At 71.2% G+C, this 25,454-nt stretch carries 23 protein-coding genes and 1 riboswitch; of the genes, 6 read left to right on the forward strand and 17 right to left on the reverse strand.

The genetic code is table 11. The features are described 5' to 3' along the window. Positions 1-57: 57 nt before the first annotated feature. The 6 genes from ACZ7LV_RS07705 to ACZ7LV_RS07730 form a co-directional block, all read right to left on the reverse strand. Positions 58-468, reverse strand: coding sequence for a VOC family protein (locus tag ACZ7LV_RS07705; protein ID WP_471936796.1), 411 nt, complete (start codon positions 466-468; stop codon positions 58-60). 81 nt (positions 469-549) lie between these two features. Beyond that, positions 550-1,722, reverse strand: a complete 1,173-nt coding sequence (locus tag ACZ7LV_RS07710) for a hypothetical protein (RefSeq protein WP_471936798.1) — start codon at positions 1,720-1,722, stop codon at positions 550-552. A gap of 33 nt (positions 1,723-1,755) precedes the next feature. After that, positions 1,756-2,778 (reverse strand): C40 family peptidase, encoded by a 1,023-nt coding sequence (locus ACZ7LV_RS07715; RefSeq protein WP_471936800.1) that lies wholly within the window; start codon positions 2,776-2,778, stop codon positions 1,756-1,758. A 246-nt stretch (positions 2,779-3,024) separates the two neighbouring features. After that, positions 3,025-4,059, reverse strand: a complete 1,035-nt coding sequence (locus tag ACZ7LV_RS07720) for a C40 family peptidase (RefSeq protein WP_471936802.1) — start codon at positions 4,057-4,059, stop codon at positions 3,025-3,027. Between the two features lie 240 nt (positions 4,060-4,299). Beyond that, entirely contained in the window at positions 4,300-5,649 is a 1,350-nt protein-coding gene (locus ACZ7LV_RS07725) for an NYN domain-containing protein (RefSeq protein WP_471936805.1), read from the reverse strand. Between the two features lie 35 nt (positions 5,650-5,684). Continuing rightward, positions 5,685-5,924, reverse strand: coding sequence for a hypothetical protein (locus ACZ7LV_RS07730; protein ID WP_356345526.1), 240 nt, complete (start codon positions 5,922-5,924; stop codon positions 5,685-5,687). Between the two features lie 173 nt (positions 5,925-6,097). On the opposite strand from ACZ7LV_RS07730, the gene ACZ7LV_RS07735 reads away from it, so the two are divergent. Together ACZ7LV_RS07735 and ACZ7LV_RS07740 are read left to right on the forward strand one after the other, a co-directional pair. Then, positions 6,098-6,832 (forward strand): rhomboid family intramembrane serine protease, encoded by a 735-nt coding sequence (locus ACZ7LV_RS07735; RefSeq protein WP_471936808.1) that lies wholly within the window; start codon positions 6,098-6,100, stop codon positions 6,830-6,832. Continuing rightward, entirely contained in the window at positions 6,829-7,110 is a 282-nt protein-coding gene (locus ACZ7LV_RS07740) for an Lrp/AsnC family transcriptional regulator (RefSeq protein WP_401676479.1), read from the forward strand. The genes ACZ7LV_RS07735 and ACZ7LV_RS07740 overlap by 4 nt, the downstream gene beginning before the upstream one ends. 481 nt (positions 7,111-7,591) lie before the next feature. Here ACZ7LV_RS07740 and ACZ7LV_RS07745 read toward each other — a convergent pair whose 3' ends face one another. From ACZ7LV_RS07745 to ctaE, 6 genes are all read right to left on the reverse strand, one after another. Beyond that, the gene (locus ACZ7LV_RS07745; protein WP_471936812.1) at positions 7,592-8,953 is read right to left on the reverse strand and encodes an aminotransferase class V-fold PLP-dependent enzyme; all 1,362 of its coding nucleotides are present in this window, start codon (positions 8,951-8,953) and stop codon (positions 7,592-7,594) included. Positions 8,954-9,115: 162 nt separating this feature from the next. Then, positions 9,116-9,232: riboswitch (SAM riboswitch) on the reverse strand. Positions 9,233-9,316: 84 nt separating this feature from the next. Then, entirely contained in the window at positions 9,317-10,381 is a 1,065-nt protein-coding gene (trpD, locus tag ACZ7LV_RS07750) for an anthranilate phosphoribosyltransferase (protein ID WP_471936814.1), read from the reverse strand. A 137-nt stretch (positions 10,382-10,518) separates the two neighbouring features. Continuing rightward, on the reverse strand, positions 10,519-12,156 hold the full coding sequence (qcrB, locus tag ACZ7LV_RS07755; protein WP_401676482.1) for a cytochrome bc1 complex cytochrome b subunit: 1,638 nt from the start codon (positions 12,154-12,156) through the stop codon (positions 10,519-10,521). Next, positions 12,153-13,202, reverse strand: coding sequence for a cytochrome bc1 complex Rieske iron-sulfur subunit (gene qcrA / locus ACZ7LV_RS07760; protein WP_471936819.1), 1,050 nt, complete (start codon positions 13,200-13,202; stop codon positions 12,153-12,155). The genes qcrB and qcrA overlap by 4 nt, the downstream gene beginning before the upstream one ends. Then, complete coding sequence (gene qcrC / locus ACZ7LV_RS07765) at positions 13,199-14,011, reverse strand: cytochrome bc1 complex diheme cytochrome c subunit (protein ID WP_471936821.1); 813 nt, start codon at positions 14,009-14,011, stop codon at positions 13,199-13,201. The genes qcrA and qcrC overlap by 4 nt, the downstream gene beginning before the upstream one ends. Before the next feature lie 64 nt (positions 14,012-14,075). Further along, a complete protein-coding gene (gene ctaE / locus ACZ7LV_RS07770) occupies positions 14,076-14,696 on the reverse strand; it encodes an aa3-type cytochrome oxidase subunit III (RefSeq protein ID WP_365448445.1) in 621 nt (206 codons plus the stop codon). A 192-nt stretch (positions 14,697-14,888) separates the two neighbouring features. Between ctaE and ACZ7LV_RS07775 the strand changes: the two genes are divergently transcribed. Continuing rightward, positions 14,889-15,290 carry a response regulator gene (locus ACZ7LV_RS07775; protein ID WP_471936824.1) on the forward strand — a complete coding sequence of 134 codons (402 nt, stop codon included), beginning with the start codon at positions 14,889-14,891 and terminating at the stop codon, positions 15,288-15,290. 98 nt (positions 15,291-15,388) lie between these two features. Here ACZ7LV_RS07775 and ACZ7LV_RS07780 read toward each other — a convergent pair whose 3' ends face one another. The 4 genes from ACZ7LV_RS07780 to ctaC form a co-directional block, all read right to left on the reverse strand. Then, a complete protein-coding gene (locus tag ACZ7LV_RS07780) occupies positions 15,389-16,654 on the reverse strand; it encodes a L,D-transpeptidase (RefSeq protein ID WP_471936826.1) in 1,266 nt (421 codons plus the stop codon). A gap of 140 nt (positions 16,655-16,794) precedes the next feature. After that, positions 16,795-17,193: a cytochrome c oxidase subunit 4 gene (locus tag ACZ7LV_RS07785; protein WP_401676487.1), complete on the reverse strand. Its 399-nt coding sequence runs from the start codon at positions 17,191-17,193 to the stop codon at positions 16,795-16,797. Beyond that, positions 17,190-18,923 (reverse strand): aa3-type cytochrome oxidase subunit I, encoded by a 1,734-nt coding sequence (ctaD, locus tag ACZ7LV_RS07790; protein WP_471936828.1) that lies wholly within the window; start codon positions 18,921-18,923, stop codon positions 17,190-17,192. The genes ACZ7LV_RS07785 and ctaD overlap by 4 nt, the downstream gene beginning before the upstream one ends. Next, positions 18,920-19,912 carry an aa3-type cytochrome oxidase subunit II gene (ctaC, locus tag ACZ7LV_RS07795; RefSeq protein ID WP_471936830.1) on the reverse strand — a complete coding sequence of 331 codons (993 nt, stop codon included), beginning with the start codon at positions 19,910-19,912 and terminating at the stop codon, positions 18,920-18,922. Before ctaC ends, ctaD begins: the two co-directional genes overlap by 4 nt. Positions 19,913-20,229: 317 nt before the next feature. Here ctaC and ACZ7LV_RS07800 point away from each other — a divergent pair, with 317 nt between their 5' ends. Further along, positions 20,230-21,606 carry an aminotransferase class V-fold PLP-dependent enzyme gene (locus tag ACZ7LV_RS07800; RefSeq protein ID WP_471936832.1) on the forward strand — a complete coding sequence of 459 codons (1,377 nt, stop codon included), beginning with the start codon at positions 20,230-20,232 and terminating at the stop codon, positions 21,604-21,606. 21 nt (positions 21,607-21,627) lie between these two features. On the opposite strand, the gene ACZ7LV_RS07805 is transcribed toward ACZ7LV_RS07800, so the two are convergent. Further along, a complete protein-coding gene (locus tag ACZ7LV_RS07805) occupies positions 21,628-22,602 on the reverse strand; it encodes a carbohydrate kinase family protein (protein ID WP_471936834.1) in 975 nt (324 codons plus the stop codon). A gap of 186 nt (positions 22,603-22,788) precedes the next feature. Here ACZ7LV_RS07805 and ACZ7LV_RS07810 point away from each other — a divergent pair, with 186 nt between their 5' ends. Both ACZ7LV_RS07810 and ACZ7LV_RS07815 read left to right on the forward strand, forming a co-directional pair. Beyond that, positions 22,789-22,998, forward strand: coding sequence for a hypothetical protein (locus tag ACZ7LV_RS07810; protein WP_471936837.1), 210 nt, complete (start codon positions 22,789-22,791; stop codon positions 22,996-22,998). 114 nt (positions 22,999-23,112) lie between these two features. Then, on the forward strand, positions 23,113-25,380 hold the full coding sequence (locus ACZ7LV_RS07815; RefSeq protein ID WP_471936839.1) for a hypothetical protein: 2,268 nt from the start codon (positions 23,113-23,115) through the stop codon (positions 25,378-25,380). The last annotated feature ends 74 nt before the right edge of the window (positions 25,381-25,454 follow it).

The raw sequence follows: 25,454 nt of genomic DNA on the forward strand, positions 1-25,454 counted from the left end.
TCGGGCCTCAGGCGGGGGCGCGCTTCTCCGGCCTGGGCATCTGTGCAGGTCAGCGGCTCATCGGAGTTCCCGGATCCGGATCAGGTTGCCCGCGGGGTCGCGGACGGCACAGTCCCGCGGGCCGTACGGCTGCTCCACCGGCTCCTGGACGATCTCGGCGCCCCGGGCCCGCAGCCGGGCGAAGACGGCGTCGAGGTCGCGGGCGGCCAGCAGGATCTCGGCGTAGGTGCCCTTGGCCATCATCTCGGCGACGGTGCACCGCTCGTCCTCGGTGACACCGGGGTCGGCGGCCGGCGGCTGGAGCACGAGGGAGGTGCCGGGCTGCCCGGCGGGGCCGACCGTGATCCAGCGCATCCTGTCGTGGCCGACGTCGGCGCGGACCTCGAAGCCGAGGATGTCCCGGTAGAAGGCCAGTGAGGCGTCGGCGTCCTCGTGCGGGAGGAAGCTCGCGTGCAGGGAGATGTCCATGCCCGGCACGCTAGGCGGGGCCCGGACCGGGACGCTTCTCGATTCCTGACCGCTTCCGCGGCCCCGGCCGGCCGCCCCGCCTCAGGCGAGCCGCGCGCGCAGGTACGCCTGCCACATTCCGGTGAACTCCTCCGGCGTCGTCCCCAGCACGTCCGCGAGCGCGGCGTCGAGGCCGTCGGCGCCCACCGCCCGGTAGAACTCGCCCAGCAGCCCCTCTCCCCACCGCTCCGCGATGAGCCGGCCGGCCAGCCAGCCGCCCTCGTAGGCCTGGGCCAGCGCGTTCGCGTCACCGGTGAAGCCGAAGGCGGCGTCGTCCGGCAGCCCGGCCGGGACGTCCCCCGCGGCCACCGCGCGGGCCAGTTCCGGCGCGGCCTCGGCCGGGGTGCGGCCGGTGTCGCGGTAGCCGACCCAGTCGGCGTACCCCTCGGAGAGCCACAGCGGGGTGCTGCCGCCGGTGTGGGCGCGGGTGGCGACATGGGTGGTCTCGTGGGTGAGCACCACCTGCTTGCCCACGGAGCCCAGCACGCCGTACGCGTCGGGATTGACGATGATCCGGTCGGCGGGCGCCCTCGGCGCTCCCGTCTCACCGGTCGTGACCGCCGCGATGCCCCGGTAGGAGGAGGCGGGCGAGCCGAGCAGGGCGGCCATCGCCTCCAGCGACTCCGGTACGAGGACGACGACGCGCCCGCTCCAGTCCGTCCCCCAGGCCCGCGAGACCGCGGGTACGGCCCGGTCCCCCAGGTCCGCGTAGGCCTCCAGCGTCTTGCGGGACCGACCGGCCCCGAGCACCAGGGTGTGCGTCCCGCGTACGGCCGTCACCTCGCCCCTGTCCCACAGTTGCTCGGGCGCCTGCGGCGCGGGCCGCTCGGAGGTGACGGACCACCGGCCGTCCGCGTCGCGCCTCAGGTCCAGGGTGCGCCTCGCCGACACGGGTGCCCTGTCGAACCCGTCGATCCGGTAGCGCAGTTCGGCGTCGGCGCTCGCCCGGCCGCCGGTGCGGTGCAGACCCGTCACCCGGTACGACCAGTCCGCCAGCGGCAGGTCCCGCACCGCCGCGAACCCGGCCGCCGAGCCGGTGTCGCGGTAGCCGCTCTCGTCCCGGCCGAGGACCGCCGCCGCCCGCCGGTCGAGCAGCCGCTGCACGTCGTCGCGGGCGGTGTCGGCGACGGGGCCGCCCCCGCAGCCGACCAGGGCGGCCAGCAGCAGGCAGAGCGCCACCACCAGGGAACCCGTCGCCCGCCTTCGACCCGCCACGTTCCCGATCGTACGGGGGCGTGCGCCGACGGGTCAGACCCTGGTGACCCCCGAGACCGGCATCATGCCGACCGGGTCGTAGCGCACCGGCGCACCGGGGTAGGGGGCGTGGACCACCTGGCCGTTGCCCATGTACATCGCCACATGACTGGCGTCGCCCCGGTAGGTGATCAGGTCGCCGGGCCGGACCTGGGAGAGCGGGACCTGCCGGCCGGCCGCGCGCTGGCCCTGCGAGGTGCGCGGCAGTGCGACCCCGGCCTGGGCGTACGACCACTGCATCAGGCCGGAGCAGTCGAAGCCGCTCGGCCCGGACGCGCCCCAGACGTAGGGCCTGCCGAGCGCGGCACGGGCGGCGGCCACCGCGGCGGCGGCCCGGCCCGAGGCGGGGGCGGCCCCGCCGAGTTCGGGCATGCCGTCGCGGCCGGAGCGGGACGCCCGGTCGTAGGCGGCGCGCTCACCGTCCGGGAGGGTGTTGAGGAGCGCGCGGGCGGTGGCGAGCTTCTTCTCGACGCTGCGCTTGTGGGAGGCGACGGCCGTGCGGCTCCGCTCCAGTTCGCCGAGCTTCTCGGCGGCCTGGGTGCGCTCCTGGGTCAGGTCGCGCATGGCCTCGGTGAGCTCACGCAGCTGCCCGGCCTGGTGGACGGTGATCCGGTCCAGGGCGGCGGCCTTGTCGAGGTAGTCGTCCGGGTCGTCGGAGAAGAGCAGCGCGAGGGTGGGGTCGAGGCCACCGGAGCGGTACTGGGCCCCGGCCAGCGAACCCAGCGCGTCCCGCAGGGAGTTGATGTGCTCCTGCTGGAGGGCGATCCGGTCCTGTGCCCGGCCGACCTCCCCGCGCAGCGCGTCGGCGCGCTCGTCGGCCTTGTTGTAGGCCTCGGTGGCCTGCTCCGCCTCCGCGTAGAGGCGGTCCACCTCGGAGCGCGTGTCGTCGTGCGGAGCGGCGTGCGCCGGTACGGCGGCGAGGGCGGCCGCGGCGGCGGACAGCACGCCGACGGCGAGACGGGCCCCGCACACGCCCCGGTCGAACCCGGACGGTGCAAGGCGGCGATGGGACCCCACGGGAAGCCGCGCTCCTTCCACTGGCGGACAGGAAAATCCCCCGACCCCGGGCGGCGGCCCGGTGGTGGGGGAAACGCGGCAGACAGTAGCCCCGCCGTGGGGCGGGGGCCAAAGACGTCGGCGGGCACACAACGTGACACCCCGCCGCTGACGCAGGTCACCGGCGGGGTGCGGGGTCACAGCCCGTTCCCTGATTCGCTCGAACGGGCGGTACGGGGTCCTGATCGCGAGGGGGCCCGAAAGGCCTCAGATCCGGACGCCGAACTGGTACGGCATGTTGTTGATCGACTCGTAGCGCACGACGGTGCCGCTGCGCGGGGCGTGCAGCACCTGGCCGTTGCCCGCGTAGAAGCCGACGTGGTGCAGGTCGCCGTAGAAGATGACCAGGTCGCCGACCTGGAGGTCGCTCTGGGAGTAGATCCGGGTGCCGGCGTTGGCCTGCGCCTGCGAGGTGCGCGGGATCTGGATGCCGGCCTGGGCGAAGGCCCAGGAGGTGAGGCCCGAGCAGTCGAAGGAGGACGGGCCGGAGGCGCCGTAGACGTAGGGCGAGCCGATCACGCTCTGGGCCGCGCCGTACGCCGAGGAGGCGCGACCGGTGGCGGGGGCGCCCGAGCCGCCGAGGGCGGTGCGCTCGCTGGCCCGGCTCGCCCGCTCCTCCTCGGCCGCCAGGGCCGCCTTCTCGGCGGCGGTCAGGGAGTTGAGCAGCTTCTGCGCCTCGGCCAGCTTGCCCTGCACCTGGCTCTTCTTCTTGCCGAGCTCGCTGCGGGTGGTGGCGAGGTCCTTGAGCTTGTCCGCGGCCTCGGCGCGGTCCTGCGCGAGCTCGCGCTGCTTCTCCTGGATCTTCTTCAGCGAGTCGACCTGCTGGGCGCTCAACTGGTCGAGCGTGGAGGCCTTGTCGAGGTAGTCGTCCGGGTCGGCGGAGAGGAAGAGCTGCAGGGAGGGGTCGATGCCGCCGGAGCGGTACTGGGCGCTGGCCATCGAACCCAGGCCGTCGCGCAGCTCGTTGACCTCTTCCTGGCCACGGGCGACGTTGTCCTGGATGGTGGAGATCTCCTTCTGGAGCTTCTCCTGCTTCTCCTTGGCGCCGTTGTACTTCTCGGTGGCCTGCTCGGCCTCCTCGTAGAGCTTGTCGACCTTGGCCTTGACCTCGTCCTTGCTCGGCTTCTCGCTCGGCGCGGCATTGGCGGCCTGGGAGCTGAGGGCGACGGCAGCGGCGGCTGCGGTGGTCAGCACGGTCACGCGGGTGCGACTCGGCTGCTTGGGTCGACGGTGGGACGCCACGGGGGCAATCTCCTTCTTGTGAGTGATCACCCGATCGGAGGTTCGAGGCCAGACCCTAGTGACCCAGCTGTGATCAGATCAAATCCTCACATGAAAAATCTCGGTGACCGACCGCATCCTTTACCTACAACTCACGTGCAGTGATGCATGTTGACGCTACGTTGCGTGACGGTCCCGTCAATTCGGGCATTCCCGGGGCATATTGCGCGGTTGGTGTTTAGGTTGCGCAAGGGGCGCGCGTCAACTGCGCGAGAGCCGCTTCAGGAGCACCGCGGAGGCCACCGGCCGCGCCCCGGCACGCGCCACTCCGTCGGCCACCTCACGGTCGGTCGAGACGACGATGACCGGCCGCCCGGGCGGTTCGGCGCGCACCAGTTGGCGGATCAACTCGTCGGCGGTGACGCCCGGCTTGGAGAACAGCACCCGCACGCCCCGCGGCGGCGCCAGCAGCACCGGCGCGGCCAGTTCGGCACCGTCGAAGACACACGTCACCTCGGCGCCGGACTGCGCGGCGAGCTGCGAGAGCTGCCCGAGCAGCCTCAGCCGCTGCTTCTCCAGGGGCATCTGGGGATAGCCGGTCTTGGTGACGTTGTAGCCGTCGACGACCAGATGGGCCTGCGGCAGCGCGAGGAGCTGGTCGAGGACCGCGGGGTCGCTGTCGGACAGCGCCCGTGCGGCGATGTCCTTCGGGGTCATTCGTCCCGGTTCGACCGCGTCCACGGTCTCGGCGGGACGGACCGAGACGGGCGGCAGCGCCAGTTCGCGCCGCAGTCCCTGCGCCGCGTCCAGCACCGTGTCGAGCAGCAGTCGCACCCGCATGTCCTCGACACTGCGGCCCTCGCGCGCGGCCCGCCGGGTGGCCTCCAGGGCGGCCTCGACCTCTCCCAGCCGCGCCTTGAGCCGCCGTGTCTCGCTCTCGGCGGCGGACACCTGGAGGTGCCCCTCGGCGCGTACGGCCTCCATCTCGCCCTGCACCTTGCGCAGCGCCGCCTCGCCGCGCTTGACGTCGCTGAACGCGGCGCGCAGCTTGCGGTGAAGCGATTCGGCTTCCTTGCGAGCGCTGTCCAGCTCGGTGCGCAGCCGCTCGGTCTCGGTCCGGGTGTGGTCGCGGGCGGCGGCGAGTTCGGCGCGCAGCCGCTCCAGTTCGGCGCGGCTCTCCTCGTCGGCGCGCTCGGCGTCCGCCCGCTGGGCCTCCTCGCCGGCGGCCGCGACCAGCTTCACCCAGCCGGTCGGGCGCAGCACGTAGGCGGCGGCCGCCACGTCCAGCGGATCCGCGGCCGGGGGCGGCGCTCCGGCGGCGAGGGCGCCGGCCAGTTCGGGCTGGGCCTCGCGCAGCTTCTCCCCGATGCGCTGCCGGAAGAGCGGGTCGGTCTCCAGCGCCGCGGCCATCGCGTTACCGGCGAACTTGGCCCGGCGATTCGGGGCGAACCGGGCGTACTGCCGTAGCTGTGCGGGGAGTTCGGCCATCGTCAGCCCGCCGAAGCCGTCGGAGACGATCTGCACGACCCTCCGGCGCACGCCTTCGGGCAGCGGACGGTCGAGCACCTCAGCGGCGCCGTCGCCCGGCCCCCCGCCTGCGGTCTCCACCATCCGTCACCCCACTACACCTTCGGGAGCCGCCCCTGTCAGGAGTCGGCGCCCGGCCTGTCCACGAGTTCCACCTGATCCACGGCGTTGCACCACCGGCACCGCACCGACTCGATGGTCTCACTGACCACCTCGCGTTCCTCGACCTTCGGCTCACCGGCGAGGTCGAGGTGCACGTACTCGACGACCTTCGAGGAGCGCGTCACGTCGAAGCGCGTCAGATTGCCGCAGAGGGTGCAGCGCCACCGCGTGGTGTCCGTCGGCAGGGGGACCGTCATCGTGGCTGTTCGCTTTCCTTCTAGTTTCGGTGATGCGTGGTTTCCGTGCTGCGCCAGTTTCCCTGGAGCGTGTGGCTCGTAACCCTACGGCCTGGCGGGTCCTCGATGCCCGTCCGTCCCGGGCGGCGAGGCGGTCTGCGCGGTTGCGTCCACTTACGTCATGCTCTGTGTCCATGATCAGCTTCTGGAGCACGGCGGGCCGCCTGACGGGCCCCCGACGGCAGGCGCCGGTGATGTACGCACTGATCGTCCTGTGCTGCCTGATCTTCCTGATCGGCCCCGCCTCGGGCCTGAATCCGGTGTACGGCCTGGGCGACGAGCTGCTCGCCGCGCAGCGGGCGTACTTCCGCCACTGGGGGGTGGTACCCGCAGAACTGTTCGAGGGTTCCCCCCGGGCCGTCCTCACCCCGGCGACGGGCCTCTTCGTGCACGGCACCTGGGTGCACCTGCTCGGCAACATGCTCTTCCTCTACGTCTTCGGCGTGATGACCGAGGAACGGATGGGCCGCGTCGAGTTCACCCTCTTCTACCTCGGCTGCGGCTACCTCGCGCTGCTCGGGTACGCCGTGGCCAACGCCGACTCCGAGCAGTCCCTGGTCGGCGCGTCGGGGGCGATCTCGGCGGTCCTCGGGGCCTTTCTCTTCCTCTTCCCCCGCGCCCGGGTGACCAGCCTCCTGCCGTTCCTGTTCTTTCTGCCGCTGCGGTTCCCGGCCTGGGTGGTGCTGCCCTTCTGGGTGGCTCTCCAGTGGCTCGCGGCCGGCCAGGCGTCCAGCGGCCCGGGGGTGGCCTATCTGGCCCACCTCGTGGGCTTCGGCCTGGGCTTCGCCTACGCGTGGGCGCGGTTCGGGCGGAGGACTAGAGTGAAGGCCGCCCCTGCTCCGGCCCCCGAGGGAGAGAACCAGCCGTGATCACCGCGATCGTCCTCATCAAGACCAGCGTGGACCGGATCCCCGAGATCGCCGAGCAGATCGCCGCGCTGGACTCCGTCAGCGAGGTCTTCTCCGTCACCGGCACCTACGACCTGATCGCCATGGTCCGGGTGAAGCAGCACGAGAACCTCGCCGACGTCATCCCCGGCAGCATCAGCAAGATCGCCGGCGTGGAGGCGACGGACACCCACGTGGCGTTCCGCACGTACTCGCAGCACGACCTGGAAGCGGCCTTCGCCATCGGCCTGGACAACTAGGGCCCACCGCCCGGCCTGGACGCGGGGCGGGGCAGGCCGTACCGCCACCGACGAGCCTCCGCGACCTGATCCGGACGACCCGCGGGATGGCGTACGGCCGGACGGCGCGGCGCGACGCCGAGCAGGAGGCCGCCCCCGGCTCACGCCACGGACGCGGAGTCCGGCCCGCGTACCGGCGCCGACGAGCCACTGTCGAACCTCCGCAACCTGATCCACCTCCGCCGATGCTCCGCGACCTGATCCGGACGACCCGCGGATGGCGTGCGGGCAGACGACCCCCGCCCTGTCGGCGCCGCGCGGCGCAGCGCCGAGCAGAAGGCCGCCCCCCGGGCTCACGCCACGGACGCTGGGTCCGGCCCGCGTAGCGGCGCCGACGAGACTCCGCGAGCTGGGCTGGACGACCCGCGGGATGGCGTGCGGCCCCCGCCCGGTCGGTGCCGCGCGCGGCGGAACGCCGTCCGGTCGGCGTGGGTGCGGGGGGTCAGACTGCGGGGACGCAACGGCCTTCCACTGTGCGGTAGTTCCACTTCGCGCCGTTCCGGACCAGCTCGCGCACCGCCCCGACGAACCGCTCGACATGCTCGTCCGGCGTCCCCGCGCCGAAGCTCACCCGGACGGCGTTCAGCGACTTCTCCCCTGGAGCGGCCTCGGGCGCGCCGCACTCGCCCTGGGTCTGCGGGTCGCTGCCGAGCAGGGTGCGGACGAGGGGGTGGGCGCAGAAGAGCCCGTCGCGGACGCCGATGCCGTACTCGGCGGACAGGGCGGCGGCGAAGTGCGAGCTGTTCCAGCCCTCGACGACGAAGGAGAGCACACCGACGCGGGGGGCGTCGTCGCCGAAGAGGGACAGGATCCGGACCTCGGGAACGTCGGCGAGGCCGTCCCGGACCGTGCGGATCAGGTGCTGCTCCCGGGCGACCAGGGTGTCGTAGCCGGCCTCGGTCAGGGCCTTGCAGGCCGACGCGACGGCGTAGGCGCCGATGACGTTCGGGGAGCCCGCCTCGTGCCGGGCGGCGCTGTCGTGCCACTCGACGTCCACCCCGCCGTCGGCCCGCCGGGCGACCGTGCGGCTGGCACCGCCCCCGGCGAGGTACGGCTCCGCCTCGCGCAGCCAGTCGGCGCGGCCGGCGAGCACGCCGGAGCCGAACGGGGCGTACAGCTTGTGCCCGGAGAAGGCGACCCAGTCGACGTCCAGCTCCCGCACGGAGACAGGGTGGTGCGGCGCGAGCTGGGCGGCGTCCAGCACGATCCGCGCGCCGTGCGCGTGCGCGGCCGCGGCGAGCTCCCGTACGGGCCACAGTTCGCCGGTGACGTTGGAGGCGCCGGTGACGCAGACCAGGGCCGGGCCGTCGGATCCCCGCCCGGCCAGCGCGCGCTCCAGGGTGCGCACCGCCTGCTGAGGGGTGCGCGGCGCGTCGAGGTAGGTGACGTGTGCGTCCCGCCAGGGCAGCAGGGACGCGTGGTGCTCGGTCTCGAAGACGAAGACCTGGCAGCCCGCGGGGAGGGCGCCGGCGAGCAGGTTGAGCGAGTCGGTGGTGGCGCGGGTGAAGATCACCTGGTCGTCGTCACGGCAGTCGAGGAACTCGGCGACGGTCCCGCGGGCGTTCTCGAACAGGTCGGTGGAGAGCTGGGAGAGGTAGCCGGCACCGCGGTGCACGCTCCCGTAGTACGGCGCGTAGGCCGCCACGTCGTCCCAGACGCGCTGGAGGGCGGGGGCGCTGGCCGCGTAGTCGAGGGCGGCGTAGGTGACCTCGCCCCCGGTGACGAGCGGGACAGTGACATCCCGCCCCAGAACGGGCAGCGGGGCACAAACGGACTGGTCGGCGGCAGCGGTGAAGACGGACATGGGTGCACTCCCGTGAGGCGGACGGACACCACCACGCGAGCGGCACGCTCCAGCGCGGAGGCGGAAGAAAAAAGCGATGCGGAGGCGGGGCTCTGCGGCCCTATCGCATTCGCTTGCTCACGGAAGGCTCCCTCGACGACCAGGACCCCTGGTGACGCGAGGGGTCCGCGCTTGTCGTAGGCCTTGCTGCCTACGACCTGGTCTTCACCCGGGGCACCCCGCCACGGACGGAGGGTTGCCGGACAGCCGGCCGGGGCCTTTCAGCTGTCGCTCATGACCTGGTACAGCATCTTGCCACATGATCTTCGGCTCGCAAGGCGCGGTCCAGAATCCGGACCGCGCCCTGCCGCACCGCCGATGGCGTCAGGCGTTGCTCGCCGCCACCCAGCGCCCCAGCACCCGCCCGGCGGCACCCGAGTCGATCGCCTCCGCCGCCCTCGCCATCCCGGCGCCGATCCGCGCGGCCAGCGGCTCGTCGCCCGGCTCCAGCGCCACCAGCGCCGCCGCCGCGTTCAGCAGCACGGCATCCCGTACGGGGCCGGGCTCGCCGTCCAGCAGGCGCCGAGCGACCTCCGCGTTGTACGAGGCGTCCGCGCCCCGCAGCGCCTCCACCGGCACCAGGTCGATGCCGACCTCGCGCGGGTCGAAGGCCTCCTCGGTCACCTCGCCGTCGCGGACCACCCAGACCCGGGACGTCGACGTCGTGGTCAGCTCGTCCAGGCCGTCGTCGCCGCGGAAGACCAGCGAGGAGTTGCCGCGCCCGGCGAAGACACCGGCGACGATCGGCGCCATCCGGGGGTCGGCGACACCCACCGCCTGCGCCTTGACCTTCGCCGGGTTGGTCAGCGGACCCAGGAAGTTGAACGTGGTCCGGATGCCCAGCTGTCCGCGGGCCGCCGCCACGTGCCGCAGCGCCGGGTGGAACTTCACCGCGAAGCAGAAGGTGATCCCCGCCTCCTCGGCGACCTCGGCGACCCGCTGCGGCGTCAGTTGCAGATTGACGCCCAGCTTCTCCAGCACGTCGGAGGCCCCGGAGGCGGACGACGCGGCCCGGTTGCCGTGCTTGACGACCTTCGCGCCCGTACCGGCGACCACGATCGCCGACATGGTGGAGATGTTGACCGTCTTCGCGCCGTCGCCACCGGTCCCGACGATGTCGACCGTCGCGCCCGGCACCTCGATGACGTTCGCGTGCTCGTACATCGTGCGCACCAGCCCGCTGATCTCCTCGACGGTCTCGCCCTTGGCCCGCAGGGCCACCGCGAATCCGGCGATCTGCGCGTCGGTCGCCTCGCCGCGCATGATCAGGTCCATCGCCCAGGCGGTGTCGTCCGCGCTCAGGTCGCGGCCGTCCAGCAGGCCGTTCAGCAGGGCGGGCCAGGAGCGGCCCGCCGCGGTGTCGCCGCCGGCGGGGGTCACAGCGCTCATCAGCCGCTCCTGGTCCAGTCCCGTCGTACGGGACACGTGTCTCGAACTGGGTCCACCCTATCCAGCCCCGGGCACGGCGAAGGGCCCCGTCCGAACACCGGACGGGGCCCTTCGCCGTGGCGTGGCGAGTGCAGCGATCAGTGGTGGCCGTGGCCGCTCGTGATCTCCTTGTACTCATCGACGGTGGGCTTGGGGATCTGGGCGTCCTCGCCGTAGTAGGCGTTGCTGAGCTTGGCGCGCAGCTTCTCGGGCCCCGTCACCTTGCGCTCGACGCCGTTCTCGTCGACCGCCGGGCCGATCTCGGCCGGCTGGTACTGCTCGTGGGCCGTGAGCGTGTACAGCGCCTCCTGGCTGAGCGGCTCGTGGACCTCGATGAACTCACCGTGCGGCAGGCGCTTGATGGTGCCGGTCTCGCGGCCGTGCAGCACCTTGTCCCGGTCCCGGCGCTGCAGGCCGAGGCAGATCCGCTTGGTGACGACGAAGGCGAGGATCGGTCCGGCGAAGAAGCCGATCCGGACGAACCAGGTGACCGCGTTGATCGACAGATGGAAGTGCGTGGCGACGATGTCGTTGCCACCGCCGATCAACATGATCATGTAGCCGGTGACCCAGGCGACACCGAAGGCCGTACGGGTCGGGGCGTTGCGCGGGCGGTCCAGGATGTGGTGCTCGCGCTTGTCGCCGGTGACCCACGACTCGATGAACGGGTACAGGGCGATCACGCCGAGGAACAACCCGAACAGGACCAGCGGGATGAACACGCCGAGGACCAGTGTGTGGCCCCAGAAGTTGATCTCCCAGCCGGGCATGGCCCGGACGAGTCCTTCGGCGAAGCCCATGTACCAGTCGGGCTGGGCGCCCGTGGAGACCTGGTCCGGCCGGTACGGGCCGAGGACCCAGATCGGGTTGACCGAGGCGATGCCGGCCAGGGCCGCGATGGCACCGAAGACCAGGAAGAAGAAGCCTCCCGCCTTGGCCGTGTAGACCGGCAGCAGCGGCATGCCGACGACGTTCTTGTTCGACTTGCCGGGACCCGCGAACTGCGTGTGCTTGTGGTAGAAGACCAGGATCAGGTGGCCGACCACCAGACCGAGCATGATGCCCGGCAGCAGCAGGATGTGGATCGAGTAGAAGCGGGCCACGAAGTCGGTGCCCGGGAACTCCCCGCCGAACAGGAACATCGAGATGTACGTGCCGACGATCGGCATGGACAGGATCGCGCCCTGGGTGAAGCGGACACCGGTGCCGGAGAGCAGGTCGTCGGGGAGCGAGTAGCCGGTGAAACCGGTGAACATGCCGAGGACGAACAGCAGGAAGCCGAACAGCCAGTTGATCTCACGCGGCTTGCGGAACGCGCCGGTGAAGAACACACGCATCATGTGCACGAACATGCCAGCGAGGAAGATGATCGCCGCCCAGTGGTGGATCTGCCGGATCAGCAGACCGCCGCGCACGTCGAAGCTGATGTCCAGGGTGGAGGCGAAGGCCTCCGACATCAGCTGGCCCTGCAGCGGGACGTAGCTGCCGTGGTACTCCACCTCGTTCATCGACGGGTGGAAGAACAGCGTCAGGTACACACCCGTGAGGATGATGATGATGAAGCTGTAGAGGCAGATCTCGCCCAGCATGAAGGACCAGTGGTCCGGGAAGATCTTGCGCATGTTGGCCTTGGCCAGGGAGTAGATCCCGAGCCGGCCGTCGGCCCAGTCGGCGACACGTTCGCCGGCCGGCGCCTTCCCGCGAGAGCGGGAATCGGAGGTGGTCGTAGTGCTCATCCGCGCTCCCAGAATGCAGGACCGACGGGCTCGTCGAAGTCGCCGAGCGCCTCGAGGTAACCCTCGTCGTTCACACCGATCCGCAGCTGCGGAAGGGCGTGGCCGGCGGGGCCGAAGATGACCCGGGCACCGTCGGACAGGTCGAAGGTGGACTGGTGGCAGGGGCACAGCACGTGGTGCGTCTGCTGCTCGTACAGCGAGATCGGGCAGCCCACGTGGGTGCAGATCTTCGAGTACGCCACGATGCCCTCGTGCGACCATTCGAGCTCGCGCTTGTCCTTGATGTCGCCCGGCTGCAGCCGCACGATCATCAGGGCCGCCTTGGCGATCTCGTTCTGGAAGTCGTGGTCGTGCTCCTCCAGGCCCTCGGGCTTGGCGAACGTGAGCGAGCCGACGGCGACGTCCGAGGGACGCAGCGGCTCGTTCGTGTTCATGTTGACGAGGAGCTTGCCCTTCTTCCACAGGGTGTGGCGGAGCTTGTCCTCGGGCAGCGGGCCCAGGTCGCGCAGCAGGACGATGCCGGACAGCGGCACCAGCGTGAGCGCGCCGAGCATCGTGTTGCGGATCAGCTTGCGACGGCCGAGCGCGGACTCCTTGGCACCCTGCTTGAAGTCCGCGTGGACCTTCGCACGGACCTCGGGGGTGGCCTCGATCGGGTGACGCTCGTCCGCGATCTCCACGTCGGACATCAGGGTGCGGGCCCAGTGGACCGCACCCGCGCCGATGCAGAACAGCGCGAGACCGAGGGTCAGGCCGAGCGCGAGGTTCAGGGCGCTGACGTGGCCGAGCGGCCAGACGTAGACGGCCCTGTCGACCGGCACCGCCACGAACGCGGCGATGAAGGCCACGGTGGCCAGCATCGACACCGTGAACAGCAGGGCCACCGTGCGCTCGGACCGCTTGGCGGCCCGCTCGTCGATGTCCTGGATCCGGTGCTCGTGCGGCGGCAGACCCGGGTCCGCGAACGGGTTCTTCTCGTCGGCGACGTCGACCGCGCCGGCCCGCTCGGCGGGCAGCTTCTCTTCTGGAATGTCTTGGCTACTCATGACTTCTTGGCCTTTGCGGTCCGGGCGGCGACCCACACGGCGACGGCGATCAGGCCACCGAGACCGAAGATCCAGCCGAACAGGCCCTCGCTGACCGGCCCGAGGCCGCCCAGCTCCAGACCGCCGGGGCTCTCCGTGGTGGAGCTGTTGACCGCCTCCAGGTACGCGATGATGTCCTTCTTGTTCTGCTCGGACAGCGTCGTGTCGGGGAAGGAGGGCATGTTCTGCGGGCCGGTCTGCATGGCCTCGTAGATGTGCTTGGCGCTGACACCCTCCAGGGACGGCGCGTACTTGCCCTCGGTGAGCGCACCCCCCTTGCCGGTGAAGTTGTGGCACTGCGCGCAGTTGGTGCGGAAGAGCTCGCCACCCTCGGCGATGTCCGCGCCCTCCGTGCCGTACTGCTCCTTGGTCGGGATGTTCGGGCCGGCGCCGAGCGAGGCCACGTAGGCCGCGAGCTGGTCGATCTGGGCCTGCGTGTAGATGACCTTCTTCGCCGGCACCTGGGCGCCCTGCGAGGTCGCCGCGGGCATGCGGCCGGTGCCCACCTGGAAGTCGACGGCCGCGGCGCCCACGCCCACCAGGCTGGGACCGTCGGAGGTGCCCTGACCATCGGTGCCGTGACAGCTGGCGCAGCCGACGGCGTAGAGCTTCTTGCCCTCGTCGATGGCGAGGGACTGGGCCGTTTCGTCGGCCCGCGCCTTGTCCGCGGGCGCGAACACGGCGTACAGCCCCCCAGTGGCCGCCAGCGCAAGGAGTAGGACGACGACCGCCGCCAGCGGATGGCGTCGTCGTGCGGAGAGCTTTTTCACGGATTACCCCGGTGTCAGGATCTTCTGCGTCGAGTCTTCTGGAATGCGCGGGAGCGGGTCCCGGCTACTTGATCATGTAGATCGTGGCGAAGAGGCCGATCCAGACGACGTCGACGAAGTGCCAGTAGTAGGACACGACGATGGCGGCGGTCGCCTGCTCGTGGGTGAACCTCCGAGCCGCGTAGGTACGGCCGAGGACCAGCAGGAAGGCGATGAGTCCGCCCGTCACGTGCAGGCCGTGGAAGCCGGTGGTCAGGTAGAAGACCGAGCCGTACGGGTCGGAGGAGAGCGAGAGGCCCTCGTGCTTCACCAGCTCGGTGTACTCGAAGACCTGGCCGCCGATGAAGATCGCACCCATCACGAAGGTGACGATGAACCACATCCGGAGCTTCTTCACGTCACCGCGCTCGGCGGCGAACACACCGAGCTGGCAGGTGAGGGAGGAGAGCACCAGGATCGTGGTGTTGGTCGCCGAGAACGGGAAGTTCAGGGCAGAGGCCTTCTCGTGCCAGAACTCGGGACCGGTCACCGATCGCAGGGTGAAGTACATCGCGAAGAGGGCCGCGAAGAACATCAGCTCGGAACTCAGCCAGATGATGGTTCCGACGCTGGTGAGGTTCGGCCGGTTGACCGACGGGTGCGCGTGCCCGGTATCTACTGTCGTTGCTGTCGCCACGACCGACATTATGTCGGTCGCTTATCCCGCCCTCGCTCCGGGGGGTGCCGTTCGGAGTGTCCGCAGCGTGTGTACTGCCCGGATGGCCCAGGGAAGGCGTGTGCGAACCGGTGTTGACGAGGTGTTCAAGGGAGTAGCATCCGCCGCATCGGGCCGTTCCGTCCCGGCCCTCGCGTACGACGCCGACGTCTCGGAGGAAGCATGCAGCCGACCGCCACGGTGCTGGTCTACAGCGACGACTCCAACACCCGCGCCCAGGTGCGGCTGGCCGCGGGCAAGCGGCCAGCGCCGGACGTCCCGGTGGTGGAGTACGTGGAGTGTGCCACCGCCGCCGCCGTCCTGACGGAGCTGGACAAGGGCGGGATCGACGTCTGCGTCCTGGACGGTGAGGCCGTGCCCATGGGCGGCATGGGCCTGTGCCGGCAGATCAAGGACGAGGTCTTCGCCTGCCCGCCGGTGCTGTTGCTCATCGGGCGGCCGCAGGACGCCTGGCTGGCCACCTGGAGCCGCGCCGACGCCGCGGTGACCTTGCCCGTGGAGCCGGTGGAGTTCGCGAACGCCCTGGCCGCCCTGCTGCGCCAGAAGAAGCTGGCCAGCGCCTGAGAGCCCGAAGGCGACAGGCCACCCTGGGCCCGCGGGCCCAGGGTGGCCTGTCGCATGCTCTCTCCCCGCGCCCGTAAGGGGCGTTGCTCCGCCGGGCCTCAGACGGTCTGGGGCTGCAGCCTGACCCGTTCCGTCTCCTCGGGGCCCTCGGGGCTGCCGGTGACCAGGGCACTGCCCTTGCGCCAGTTCGCCCACTCGACGTTCCAGTCGCCGAAGCCGTTGCCGAAGGGTTCCATCGTCTTGCCGTAGGAATTGACGACCTGCACGATGTCGCCGGGGCGCACGGTCTCGTAGAACCACGAGGCGTTGCTGGTGTTCATCCCGACGCAGCCGTGGCTGACGTTGGCCGAGCCCTGGTCGCCGACGGACCACGGGGCGGCGTGCACGTACTCGCCGCTCCAGGTCACCCGGGTGGCGTAGTAGACGGGCAGGTCGTACGACTCGGAGGTGCCGTCGGCGATGCCGACGGTGGTGCCGCGCATGCGTACGAAGTACTCCTTGCCGATGACCACCTTGACCCCGTTGCGGGTCTCGAAGCCGGGCTTGCCCATGGTGATCGGGAGGGTGTTGATCTCCTTGTCGTTCTTGAAGACCGTCATGTGGTGGCTGGCGCCGTCCGCGATGGCGACGATCTTGTCGCCGGTGGTGATCTTCAAGGGCTTCGCCGTACCGCCCCAGAGCCGATCGCTGATCTTGATGCCGTCGAGGTTGCTGCGCACCTGCAGGGTGGCGTTGGCGGGCCAGTACTCCTTGGGCCGGTAGTGGAGTTTCTTGTCGTCGACCCAGTGCCAGGAGCCCTCCACGACGATGTTGGAATCGACCTTCAGGCCGCGTTCGACGATCGCGCGCTGCGCCTTGTCCTTGACGGGCTGGCTCAGGTCGGCGGTGATGGGCTGGCCCACGCCGTACTTGCCCGCCTCGGGGCCGAAGGTGACGCCCAGTCGCTTCTGGGTACGCGGCTTGCCGGTGTCGAAGGTGACGACCCGTCGTCCCGGGGCCCCGTCCTCGTCCTCGGTGCTCACCCGGACCGTGTAGTGGGCGTCGGCGGCCAGCGGGGAGGTGCTGTGCCAGCGGCCTCCGTCGGCGGAGAGTTCGCCCGAGACATGGCGCCCTGCGGCGTCCACGGCCGTGACGTCCGTGATCCGGCCCTCGGAGCCCTCGGAGGTGATCTCCAGGGGCTTGTCCGGGTCGGCCTTCTTCCCGGCCTTGGTGGGGCCGTTGAAGGAGATGTGCTCGGCCGCGTCGTACGGCGTGGCGGACAGCGGGTTGCCGTCGTCGCTGCTGCAGGCGGTGACGCCCGCGCCGAGGGCGATCACCACCAACGTGCAACCGGCGATTCTGCGGGTGCGCGAGGAGTGGCTCATGCCTTCACGCTAGGAAGATTCGTCAATCTCGGCGCGGTGAGTCATCCGTACGAGGGACACCTTTGGTGTGAAACGTGGAGAACGAAGGAGCCCGGACCCTCCTGACGGAGGATCCGGGCTCCTGGAGCGCTCGGCGCGAGCTACTGGGTGCGGTTCTCACCGCGGTAGTACTCGAAGACCCAGCCCCAGATGCCGATCAGGATCAGCGGGGCGGAGAAGTACAGCAGCCACCAGCCGACCGCGACACCGAGGAAGGCGAGCGCGCCACCGATGCCGAGGGACAGCGGCTGCCAGCTGTGCGGGCTGAAGAAGCCCAGCTCGCCCGCGTCGTCCGCGACGTCGGCCTCCTTGTTGTCCTGGGCACCCACGTCGACCCGCCGGGCCGTGAAGCCCAGGTAGAAGCCGATCATGATGGACAGACCGAAAGCCAGGAAGAGGGCGGTGGTGCCGGCCGGCTCCTTCGACCACAAGCCATAGACGATCGCCATGGCCAGGATGAAGACGCTCAGCCACATGAACATCTTGCCCTGGATCTTCACTTGCCGGCCTCCTTGCTACCCGCCAGGGCGCTGGCACCGTGGCCGCCGTGGCCGAGCTCCTCGAGCGCGGCGATCTCGGGGTGGTGCAGGTCGAACGCCGGGGATTCGCTGCGGATCCGCGGCAGGGTGAGGAAGTTGTGCCGCGGCGGCGGGCAGGAGGTGGCCCACTCCAGCGAGCGACCGTAGCCCCAGGGGTCGTCGACGCCGACCGGCTTGCCGTACTTGGCCGTCTTCCAGACGTTGTAGAAGAACGGCAGGACCGACAGGCCGAGCACGAACGAGCTGATCGTCGAGATCGTGTTCAGGGCGGTGAAGCCGTCGGCCGCCAGGTAGTCGGCGTAGCGGCGCGGCATGCCCTCGGCGCCCAGCCAGTGCTGGACCAGGAAGGTGCCGTGGAAGCCGATGAACAGCGTCCAGAAGGTGATCTTGCCGAGTCGCTCGTCGAGCATCTTGCCGGTCCACTTCGGCCACCAGAAGTGGAAGCCGGAGAACATGGCGAAGACGACGGTGCCGAAGACGACGTAGTGGAAGTGCGCCACCACGAAGTACGAGTCGGAGACGTGGAAGTCCAGCGGCGGCGAGGCCAGGATGACGCCGGTCAGACCACCGAAGGTGAAGGTGATCAGGAAGCCGGTCGCCCAGAGCATCGGTGTCTCGAAGGACAGCGAGCCCTTCCACATCGTGCCGAGCCAGTTGAAGAACTTCACACCGGTCGGGACCGCGATGAGGAACGTCATGAAGGCGAAGAACGGCAGCAGCACACCACCGGTGACGTACATGTGGTGGGCCCACACCGTCACGGACAGACCCGCGATGGCGATGGTCGCCGCGATCAGGCCCGAGTAGCCGAACATCGGCTTGCGGGAGAAGACCGGGATGACCTCACTGATGATGCCGAAGAACGGCAGCGCGATGATGTACACCTCTGGATGCCCGAAGAACCAGAAGAGGTGTTGCCACAGCAACGCTCCGCCGTTCGACGCGTCGAAGACATGGGCACCGAACTTGCGGTCCGCCTCCAGGGCGAACAGCGCGGCCGCGAGGACCGGGAAGGCGAGCAGGACCAGGACACCGGTCAGCAGCACGTTCCAGGTGAAGATCGGCATGCGGAACATCGTCATGCCGGGCGCGCGCATGCAGATGATCGTGGTGATGAAGTTGACCGAGCCGAGGATGGTGCCGAAGCCGGAGAAGGCCAGACCCATGATCCACATGTCGGCGCCGACGCCCGGCGAGCGGACCGCGTCCGACAGCGGGGAGTAGGCGAACCAGCCGAAGTCGGCCGCACCCTGGGGGGTGAGGAAGCCGGCCACCGCGATGAGCGAGCCGAAGAGGTACAGCCAGTAGGCGAACATGTTCAGCCGCGGGAACGCCACGTCCGGCGCGCCGATCTGCAGCGGCATGATCCAGTTCGCGAATCCGGCGAACAGCGGCGTCGCGAACATCAGCAGCATGATGGTGCCGTGCATCGTGAACGCCTGGTTGAACTGCTCGTTCGACATGATCTGCGTACCCGGACGGGCGAGCTCGGCGCGCATGAAGAGCGCCATCACGCCGCCGATGCAGAAGAACGCGAACGACGTGACCAGGTACAGCGTGCCGATCGTCTTGTGGTCGGTGGTCGTCAGCCACTTCACGACCACGTTGCCGGGCTGCTTGCGCCGCACCGGCAGCTCGTTCTCGTACGAGCCGGCCTCGGCGGCACCCGCGGGTTCGTTGAGGATGCTCACAGTTGGTTCGTCTCCCGGTTCTTCTCGTGAGGCGTCTGCTCGATGCCCGCGGGAACGTAACCGGTCTGCCCCTTCTTGGCGAGGTCCTTGAGGTGCTGCTCGTAGCGCTCCGGAGAGACGACCTTCACGTTGAACAGCATCCGGGAGTGGTCGACGCCGCACAGTTCGGCGCACTTGCCCAGGAAGGTGCCCTCCCTGTTGGGGGTCACCTGGAAGGCGTTGGTGTGGCCGGGGATGACGTCCTGCTTCATCAGGAACGGCACCACCCAGAAGGAGTGGATGACGTCACGCGAGGTGAGCACGAAGCGGACCGTCTTGCCCTCGGGGAGCCAGAGGGTGGGGCCCGGGTTGCCCGTCTGCGGGTTCCGCTCCCCGGGCGTGCCGCAGGCGTAGACGCCGCCGGCGTCGGCCGGGAACTCCTTCTTGTAGCGGTCCGGAATGGCGGCCAGTTCCTTGGAGGTCTTGGCGTCCCCCGTGGAACCTTCGACATTCTCGATGTAGTTGAAGCACCAGCTCCACTGGAAGCCGACCACGTTGACCGTGACGTCCGGCTTCTTGGACATGTCGAGGAGCTTCGTCTCGTCGCGCGCCGTGAAGTAGAAGAGGACCGAGACGATGATGATCGGGACCACCGTGTACAGCGCCTCGATGGGCACGTTGTACCGGGTCTGCGGAGGAACCTCGATCTTGGTGCGGCTGCGCCGGTGGAAGATGGCGCTCCACACGATGAGGCCCCACACCAGCACGCCGACGGCGAGCGCGGCAGCCCAGGAGCCCTGCCACAGGGAGAGGACGATCGGCGCCTCTTCCGTGGTGGGGGTGGGCATACCGAGGCGGGGGAAGTCCTCCCATGTGCAACCGGTGGCGGTCGCCAGGACCAGGCCCGCGGTCAGTGCCTGCAGCAGCTTCCGCCGCATCGGGCGCCGCGGCGTGGGGGTACCACCCGAGCCTTCCGGGCTGCGGGGGAGGTCGGAGCCGTTGGGACTCACGTAGCGCCTTCCCGAGAGTCTCGCCCGCGCGGTCGGCTGCGGCCTTCTCGCTGGTCGGTCGCCGCCCTGCGTCGGGCAGGGGTTTGGATGTTTATGCGGACCAAACCCTAGCCGACGGTCTCCGGGGGTTCGCGGGGAGGGTGCCCGAACGCGCCGCCGGGTCAGCCGAAGGGGTCGGTTGCCCGGCTCTGGGCTACTTCTGACGGTGGGTTCGGGGCTCCTGGTGACGCGGACCAGCGGGTTCTTCGGCGGGCGCGGACCGTCGCCCGCTCCGTGGAGGCTTCCCCGCGCCCCTCCGGGACGCTTAGCGTTGCCGTATGTCCTACTTCGACGCCGCCTCCGCCGCCCCCCTCCATCCCGTCGCGCGACAGGCCCTGCTGGCCTGTCTCGACGAGGGGTGGGCCGATCCGGCGCGGCTGTACCGCGAGGGGCGGCGGGCCCGGATGCTGCTGGACGCGGCGCGGGAGGCGGCCGCCGAGGCGGTGGGGTGCCGCGCGGACGAGCTGGTGTTCACCGCCTCCGGAACCCGCGCCGTGCACACGGGGATCGCGGGTGCGCTGGCCGGGCGTCGGCGCGCCGGGCGTCACCTGATCGTGTCAGCGGTCGAACACTCCTCGGTGCTCCATGCGGCGGAGGTGCACGAGCGGGACGGCGGCACGACCACGCAGGTCGCGGTGGGCCGGGAGGGTGCGGTGCGCGCGCAGGCGTACGCCGAGGCGCTGCGCCCCGACACCGCGCTGGCCTGTCTGCAGTCCGCCAACCACGAGGTGGGGACCGAGCAGCCGGTGGCCGAGGTGGCGTCGGTGTGCCGGGCGGCCGGGGTGCCGTTGCTGGTGGACGCGGCGCAGTCGCTGGCGTGGGGGCCGGTGGCGGGCGACTGGTCGTTGCTGACGGCCAGCGCCCACAAGTGGGGCGGCCCCTCGGGGGTGGGGCTGCTGGCGGTACGCAAAGGGGTGCGCTTCGCGCCGCAAGGGCCCGCCGACGAAAGGGAGTCGGGGCGTGCCGCCGGTTTCGAGAACATCCCGGCGATCGTCGCGGCGGCGGCCTCGCTGCGGGCCGTGCGGGCCGAGGCGGCCCAGGAGGCGCTGCGGCTGCGGGAGCTGACGGAGCGGATCCGCACGCGGGTGCCGGAACTGCTGGGGGACGTCGAGGTGGTGGGCGATCCGGAGCGGCGGCTGCCGGGGATCGTCACCTTCTCCTGTCTCTATGTCGACGGGGAGACTCTGCTGCACGAGCTGGACCGCGCCGGTTTCTCCGTCTCGTCCGGATCGTCCTGTACGAGCAGCACGCTGACGCCGAGCCATGTGCTCAAGGCGATGGGGGTGCTCAGCGAGGGCAACGTGCGGGTGTCGCTGCCGCCCGGGGCGGCGGAGGAGGACGTCGAGCGCTTCCTCCAGGTGCTGCCCGGGGCCGTCACGGCGGTCCGGGAGAAGCTCGGGGCGCCGGCGCCCCGCACGGTCGTCGAGGACGACGCGCTCGTCGTGGACGCGCTGGGCAAGCTCTGCCCGCTCCCCGTGATCGAGCTGGCCAAGGTCATCGGGGAGGTGCCGGTGGGCGGCACGGTCCGGGTGCTCGCGGACGACGAGGCGGCCCGGCTGGACATCCCGGCGTGGTGCGCGATGCGGGGCCAGGAGTACGTGGGTGAGGAGCCGGCGGACCGGGGAACGGCCTACGTGGTCCGCCGGCGGGCGTAGGGCCTGGGGGACAGGCCCAGGTCAGCGCAGGTGGGTGCGGACCTCGTCGGCGGCGTCATGGCCGTACGCCTTGGTGAAGCGGTCCATGAAGTGGGCGCGGCGCAGGGCGTACTCCTGGGTGCCGACCGTCTCGATCACGAGCGTGGCCAGCATGCAGCCGACCTGCGCGGCGCGCTCCAGGCCGACGCCCCAGACCAGGCCGGACAGGAAGCCGGCGCGGAAGGCGTCGCCGACGCCGGTGGGTTCGAGCTTGCGCTCCTCCTCGGGGCAGCCGACCTCGATGGGGTCCTCACCGGCCCGCTCGATGCGCACGCCCCGGGCGCCGAGGGTGGTGACGCGGTGGCCGACCTTGCCGAGGATCTCCTCGTCGCTCCAGCCGGTCTTCGACTCGATGAGGCCCTTCTCGTACTCGTTGGAGAAGAGGTACGTCGCCCCGTCCAGCAGGATCCGGATCTCCTCGCCGTCCATGCGGGCGATCTGCTGGGAGAAGTCGGCGGCGAACGCGATGTCGCGGGAGCGGCACTCCTCGGTGTGCCGGAGCATCGCCTCCGGGTCGTCGGCGCCGATCAGGACCAGGTCGAGACCGCCGACCCGGTCGGCGACGGTCTTCAGCTCGATCAGGCGGGCCTCGCTCATGGCGCCGGTGTAGAACGAGCCGATCTGGTTGTGGTCGGCGTCCGTGGTGCACACGAAGCGGGCGGTGTGCAGGGTCTCGGAGATGCGCACGGAGGCGGTGTCGACGCCGTGCCGGTCCAGCCAGGCGCGGTACTCGTCGAAGTCGGCGCCGGCGGCGCCGACCAGGATCGGCCGGGTTCCGAGCTGGCCCATGCCGAAGGCGATGTTGGCGCCCACCCCACCCCGGCGGACATCGAGCTTGTCGACCAGGAACGACAGCGAGACCGTGTGCAGCTGGTCCGCGACGAGCTGGTCGGCGAAGCGGCCGGGGAAGGTCATGAGGTGGTCGGTGGCGATGGAGCCGGTGACTGCGATGCGCACGGCGTGGAATCTCCCGGGTGGAGGGGGTTGACGATTCACGCTACCCGGTTGCGGTGGCGCCGTTGAAGTGGATGGCCGGATGGGCGCGAAGTACCGGCCGGAAGGGGGGTGGGCGGCCCCCAAAGGGCGAAAACTACCCGATAGTAGATCTTTCTTCGCCCGCCGCTCCGTGCCTACGGTGCCGCTATGACGAAACTCGACGCTCCGGTCTCCGCCCCTGTCGACCTGGAGGGTGACCTGGCCGCCCTGCGGAGCGACTGCGCCCGGATGGTGCCGCACTGGTCGGCTCCCGACCGGCACGCCGCCCGCCCGGTCCCGCCGTCGCTGATCCACGGCGTGACCGTGCCGCCGAGGTCGGCCCGTCTGCTGGACGCGATGTCCGACTACGGCGACTGAGCCGGCTCGCGCGGGAACCGCGCGCTCCCCTGCTGCGTCCCATCGCTGTCCCCCGTGGAGGGGATAAGGGACACGACCCACCAGCGTGAGCTGTGCAGCCGAAGGAGCGATGCGGTGAACACCGAGCGACCCGACAACGACGACGGCGTCGCGGCCGGGACCGGCGCCGCCGAGCAGGACGCGCAGGTCACGGGTGAGACAGAGGTCGTACCGACCTCGCAGGGTGACGCCGAACCGGCACCGGACGCGGACGGAGCGCAGGCCCAGGCTCCGGACGAGACGGAAGCCCCGGAGGCGGACTCTGGACCGGCGCCCGACGCCGCGCAGGCCCAGGCTCCGGACGACGCGGCAGCATCGAAGGCGGACGGCCCGCAGGCCCAGGCCCCCCACGAGGCGCAAGCCGCCGAGCCCCAGGACCCGCCGGCCCAGGACACGGACGCCACCGAAGCCCCGGACGCGGACTCTGGACCGGCGCCCGACGCCGCGCAGGCCCAGGCTCCGGACGACGCGGCAGCATCGAAGGCGGACGGCCCGCAGGCCCAGGCCCCCGACGAGGCACAAGCCGCCGAGCCCCAGGACCCGCCGGCGCCGGACACGGACGCCACCGAAGCCCCCCGGCCGGACGACGCGGAAGCCCCGGAGGCGAACGCCGAAGCGGCGCCGGACGCGGACAGCCCGCAGGCCCAGGCCCCCGCCGAGCCCCAGGAGCCGCCGGCCCCGGACGCGGACGCCACCGAAGCCCCGGGCGCGGACTCCGGGCCGGCGTCCGACGCAGACGCCGCCGAAGCCCCGGATGCGGACTCTGGCCCGGCGCCCGACGCGGACGCCACCGAAGCCCCGGGCGCGGACTCCGGGCCGGCGCCCGACGCGGACGCCGCCGAAGCCCCGGATGCGGACTCTGGGCCGGCGCCCGGCGCTGACGACTCGCGGGCGCAGGAGGCGGGTCACGGGTCGGTCGCCGCGGGCCGCTCTTGGTTCGGCCGCCGTCGCTCCCCCGCCGTCGTCGCCTCCGTCGCCGCCGCCGTCCTGCTGGCCGGAAGCGGCGGTGCCTACCTCGCGGCCTCGGCCGTCGGGGGCTCCGGTTCGGGCACTCCGGCGCGAGCCGCGACGCCCCCGCCGCTGGCCCTGGACGGCTACTCGTCCGACGGCGACAAGGGCATCGCCCCGGGCGAGCCCGACCCCCACGGCGTCACCTACACGGCGGACGGCGCCCTCCCGGAGGGTCCCGGCTCGGCGGCCGTGCACTGGCCGAGGAACGAGGTCACCGAGGAGGACGTGGTGCGGCTCGCCGGCGCGCTCGGCCTCGACGGGAAGCCCGTCGCCGAAGGAGGGGCCTGGCGGATCGGGGGCGGAGACGGTCAGGGCCCGCGCCTCCAGGTGAACCGGGAGGCGCCCGGCACCTGGACGTTCCATCGCCACAGCCCCGGCACGGACAACTGCCGGAGCACCACGGTGTGCGCCAAGGCTCCCGCCACCGGCTCCGACGTGCCGGTGAGCGAGGAGACGGCGAGGAAGGCGGCCGCGCCCGTCCTGAAGGCGGTCGGGCAGGACTCCGCCAAGGTCGACGCCGACCTGGTCCTCGGCGCCCGGCGCGTGGTGAACGCCGACCCGGTGGTCGGCGGGCTGCCCACGTACGGCTGGCCCACCGGCGTCACGGTCGGCGCCCAGGGCGAGGTGGTCGCCGCGAACGGCCAGTTGACCGCGCCGGACAAGGGGGACACGTACCCCGTGCTGAGCGCGGAGCGGACGCTGGAGCTGCTGAACGGAGCCCAGGACACCGCCCCGCGGGCCGGCATCGGCGGCTGCGCCGATCCCGTGCCGCTGGAGGGCGAGCAGCCGGCGGCGCCCTGCGAGGAGGCGCCGAGCAGCGTGCCGCGGGAGCGGATCGCCGTCGAGGACGCGGTGTTCGGGCTGGCCTCGCACTCGGTGGGCACCCGGCCCGCGCTGGTGCCGGCCTGGCTGTTCGAGGTGCGGCCGCCGGGGGCCCAGGACAGCCACACGGTGGCCTATCCGGCGATCGACCCGAAATACCTGAGCCCGGCCCCGCCGGAGGGGCGGCCCAGCCCCGGGCCGTCCGAACCGGGCGACGGGACGGGCACCCGGAACGTCCGGGTGGAGGGCTACACCGCCGAGGGCCGCGAACTGACCGTGCGCTTCACGGGCGGGGTCTGCGCCGACTACACGGCGAAGGCCGTCGAGGCGCCCGGCCGGGTGACCGTGACCGTGACCGAGAAGCCGTGGAAGGACAAGGTCTGCATCCTGATCGCCAAGGTCCAGCACCGGACCGTGCAGTTGGCGGAGCCGCTCGGTGACCGGAAGGTGGTCGGCACGGACGGCAAGGCCGTGCCGCTGGAGAAGCCGGGGGCCCGGCTGCCCGGCTGACCTGGCACATGTGAAGGCGGCGGCCCCCTCGCAGGGGGCCGCCGCCTTCACATGTGGCCTGGGTGACGCGACCG

The organism is Streptomyces sp. NPDC107562 (assembly GCF_055657325.1).

Bases quoted from the DNA above. Each gene is read 5' to 3' on its own strand.
- ACZ7LV_RS07705 (WP_471936796.1), bottom strand. From the start codon at position 468: ATGGACATCTCCCTGCACGCGAGCTTCCTCCCGCACGAGGACGCCGAC.
- ACZ7LV_RS07725 (WP_471936805.1), bottom strand. From the start codon at position 5,649: ATGGTGGAGACCGCAGGCGGGGGGCCGGGCGACGGCGCCGCTGAGGTG.
- ACZ7LV_RS07730 (WP_356345526.1), bottom strand. From the start codon at position 5,924: ATGACGGTCCCCCTGCCGACGGACACCACGCGGTGGCGCTGCACCCTC.
- ACZ7LV_RS07735 (WP_471936808.1), top strand. From the start codon at position 6,098: ATGATCAGCTTCTGGAGCACGGCGGGCCGCCTGACGGGCCCCCGACGG.
- ACZ7LV_RS07745 (WP_471936812.1), bottom strand. From the start codon at position 8,953: ATGTCCGTCTTCACCGCTGCCGCCGACCAGTCCGTTTGTGCCCCGCTG.
- trpD (WP_471936814.1), bottom strand. From the start codon at position 10,381: ATGAGCGCTGTGACCCCCGCCGGCGGCGACACCGCGGCGGGCCGCTCC.
- qcrB (WP_401676482.1), bottom strand. From the start codon at position 12,156: ATGAGCACTACGACCACCTCCGATTCCCGCTCTCGCGGGAAGGCGCCG.
- qcrA (WP_471936819.1), bottom strand. From the start codon at position 13,202: ATGAGTAGCCAAGACATTCCAGAAGAGAAGCTGCCCGCCGAGCGGGCC.
- ctaE (WP_365448445.1), bottom strand. From the start codon at position 14,696: ATGTCGGTCGTGGCGACAGCAACGACAGTAGATACCGGGCACGCGCAC.
- ACZ7LV_RS07775 (WP_471936824.1), top strand. From the start codon at position 14,889: ATGCAGCCGACCGCCACGGTGCTGGTCTACAGCGACGACTCCAACACC.
- ACZ7LV_RS07780 (WP_471936826.1), bottom strand. From the start codon at position 16,654: ATGAGCCACTCCTCGCGCACCCGCAGAATCGCCGGTTGCACGTTGGTG.
- ACZ7LV_RS07800 (WP_471936832.1), top strand. From the start codon at position 20,230: ATGTCCTACTTCGACGCCGCCTCCGCCGCCCCCCTCCATCCCGTCGCG.
- ACZ7LV_RS07810 (WP_471936837.1), top strand. From the start codon at position 22,789: ATGACGAAACTCGACGCTCCGGTCTCCGCCCCTGTCGACCTGGAGGGT.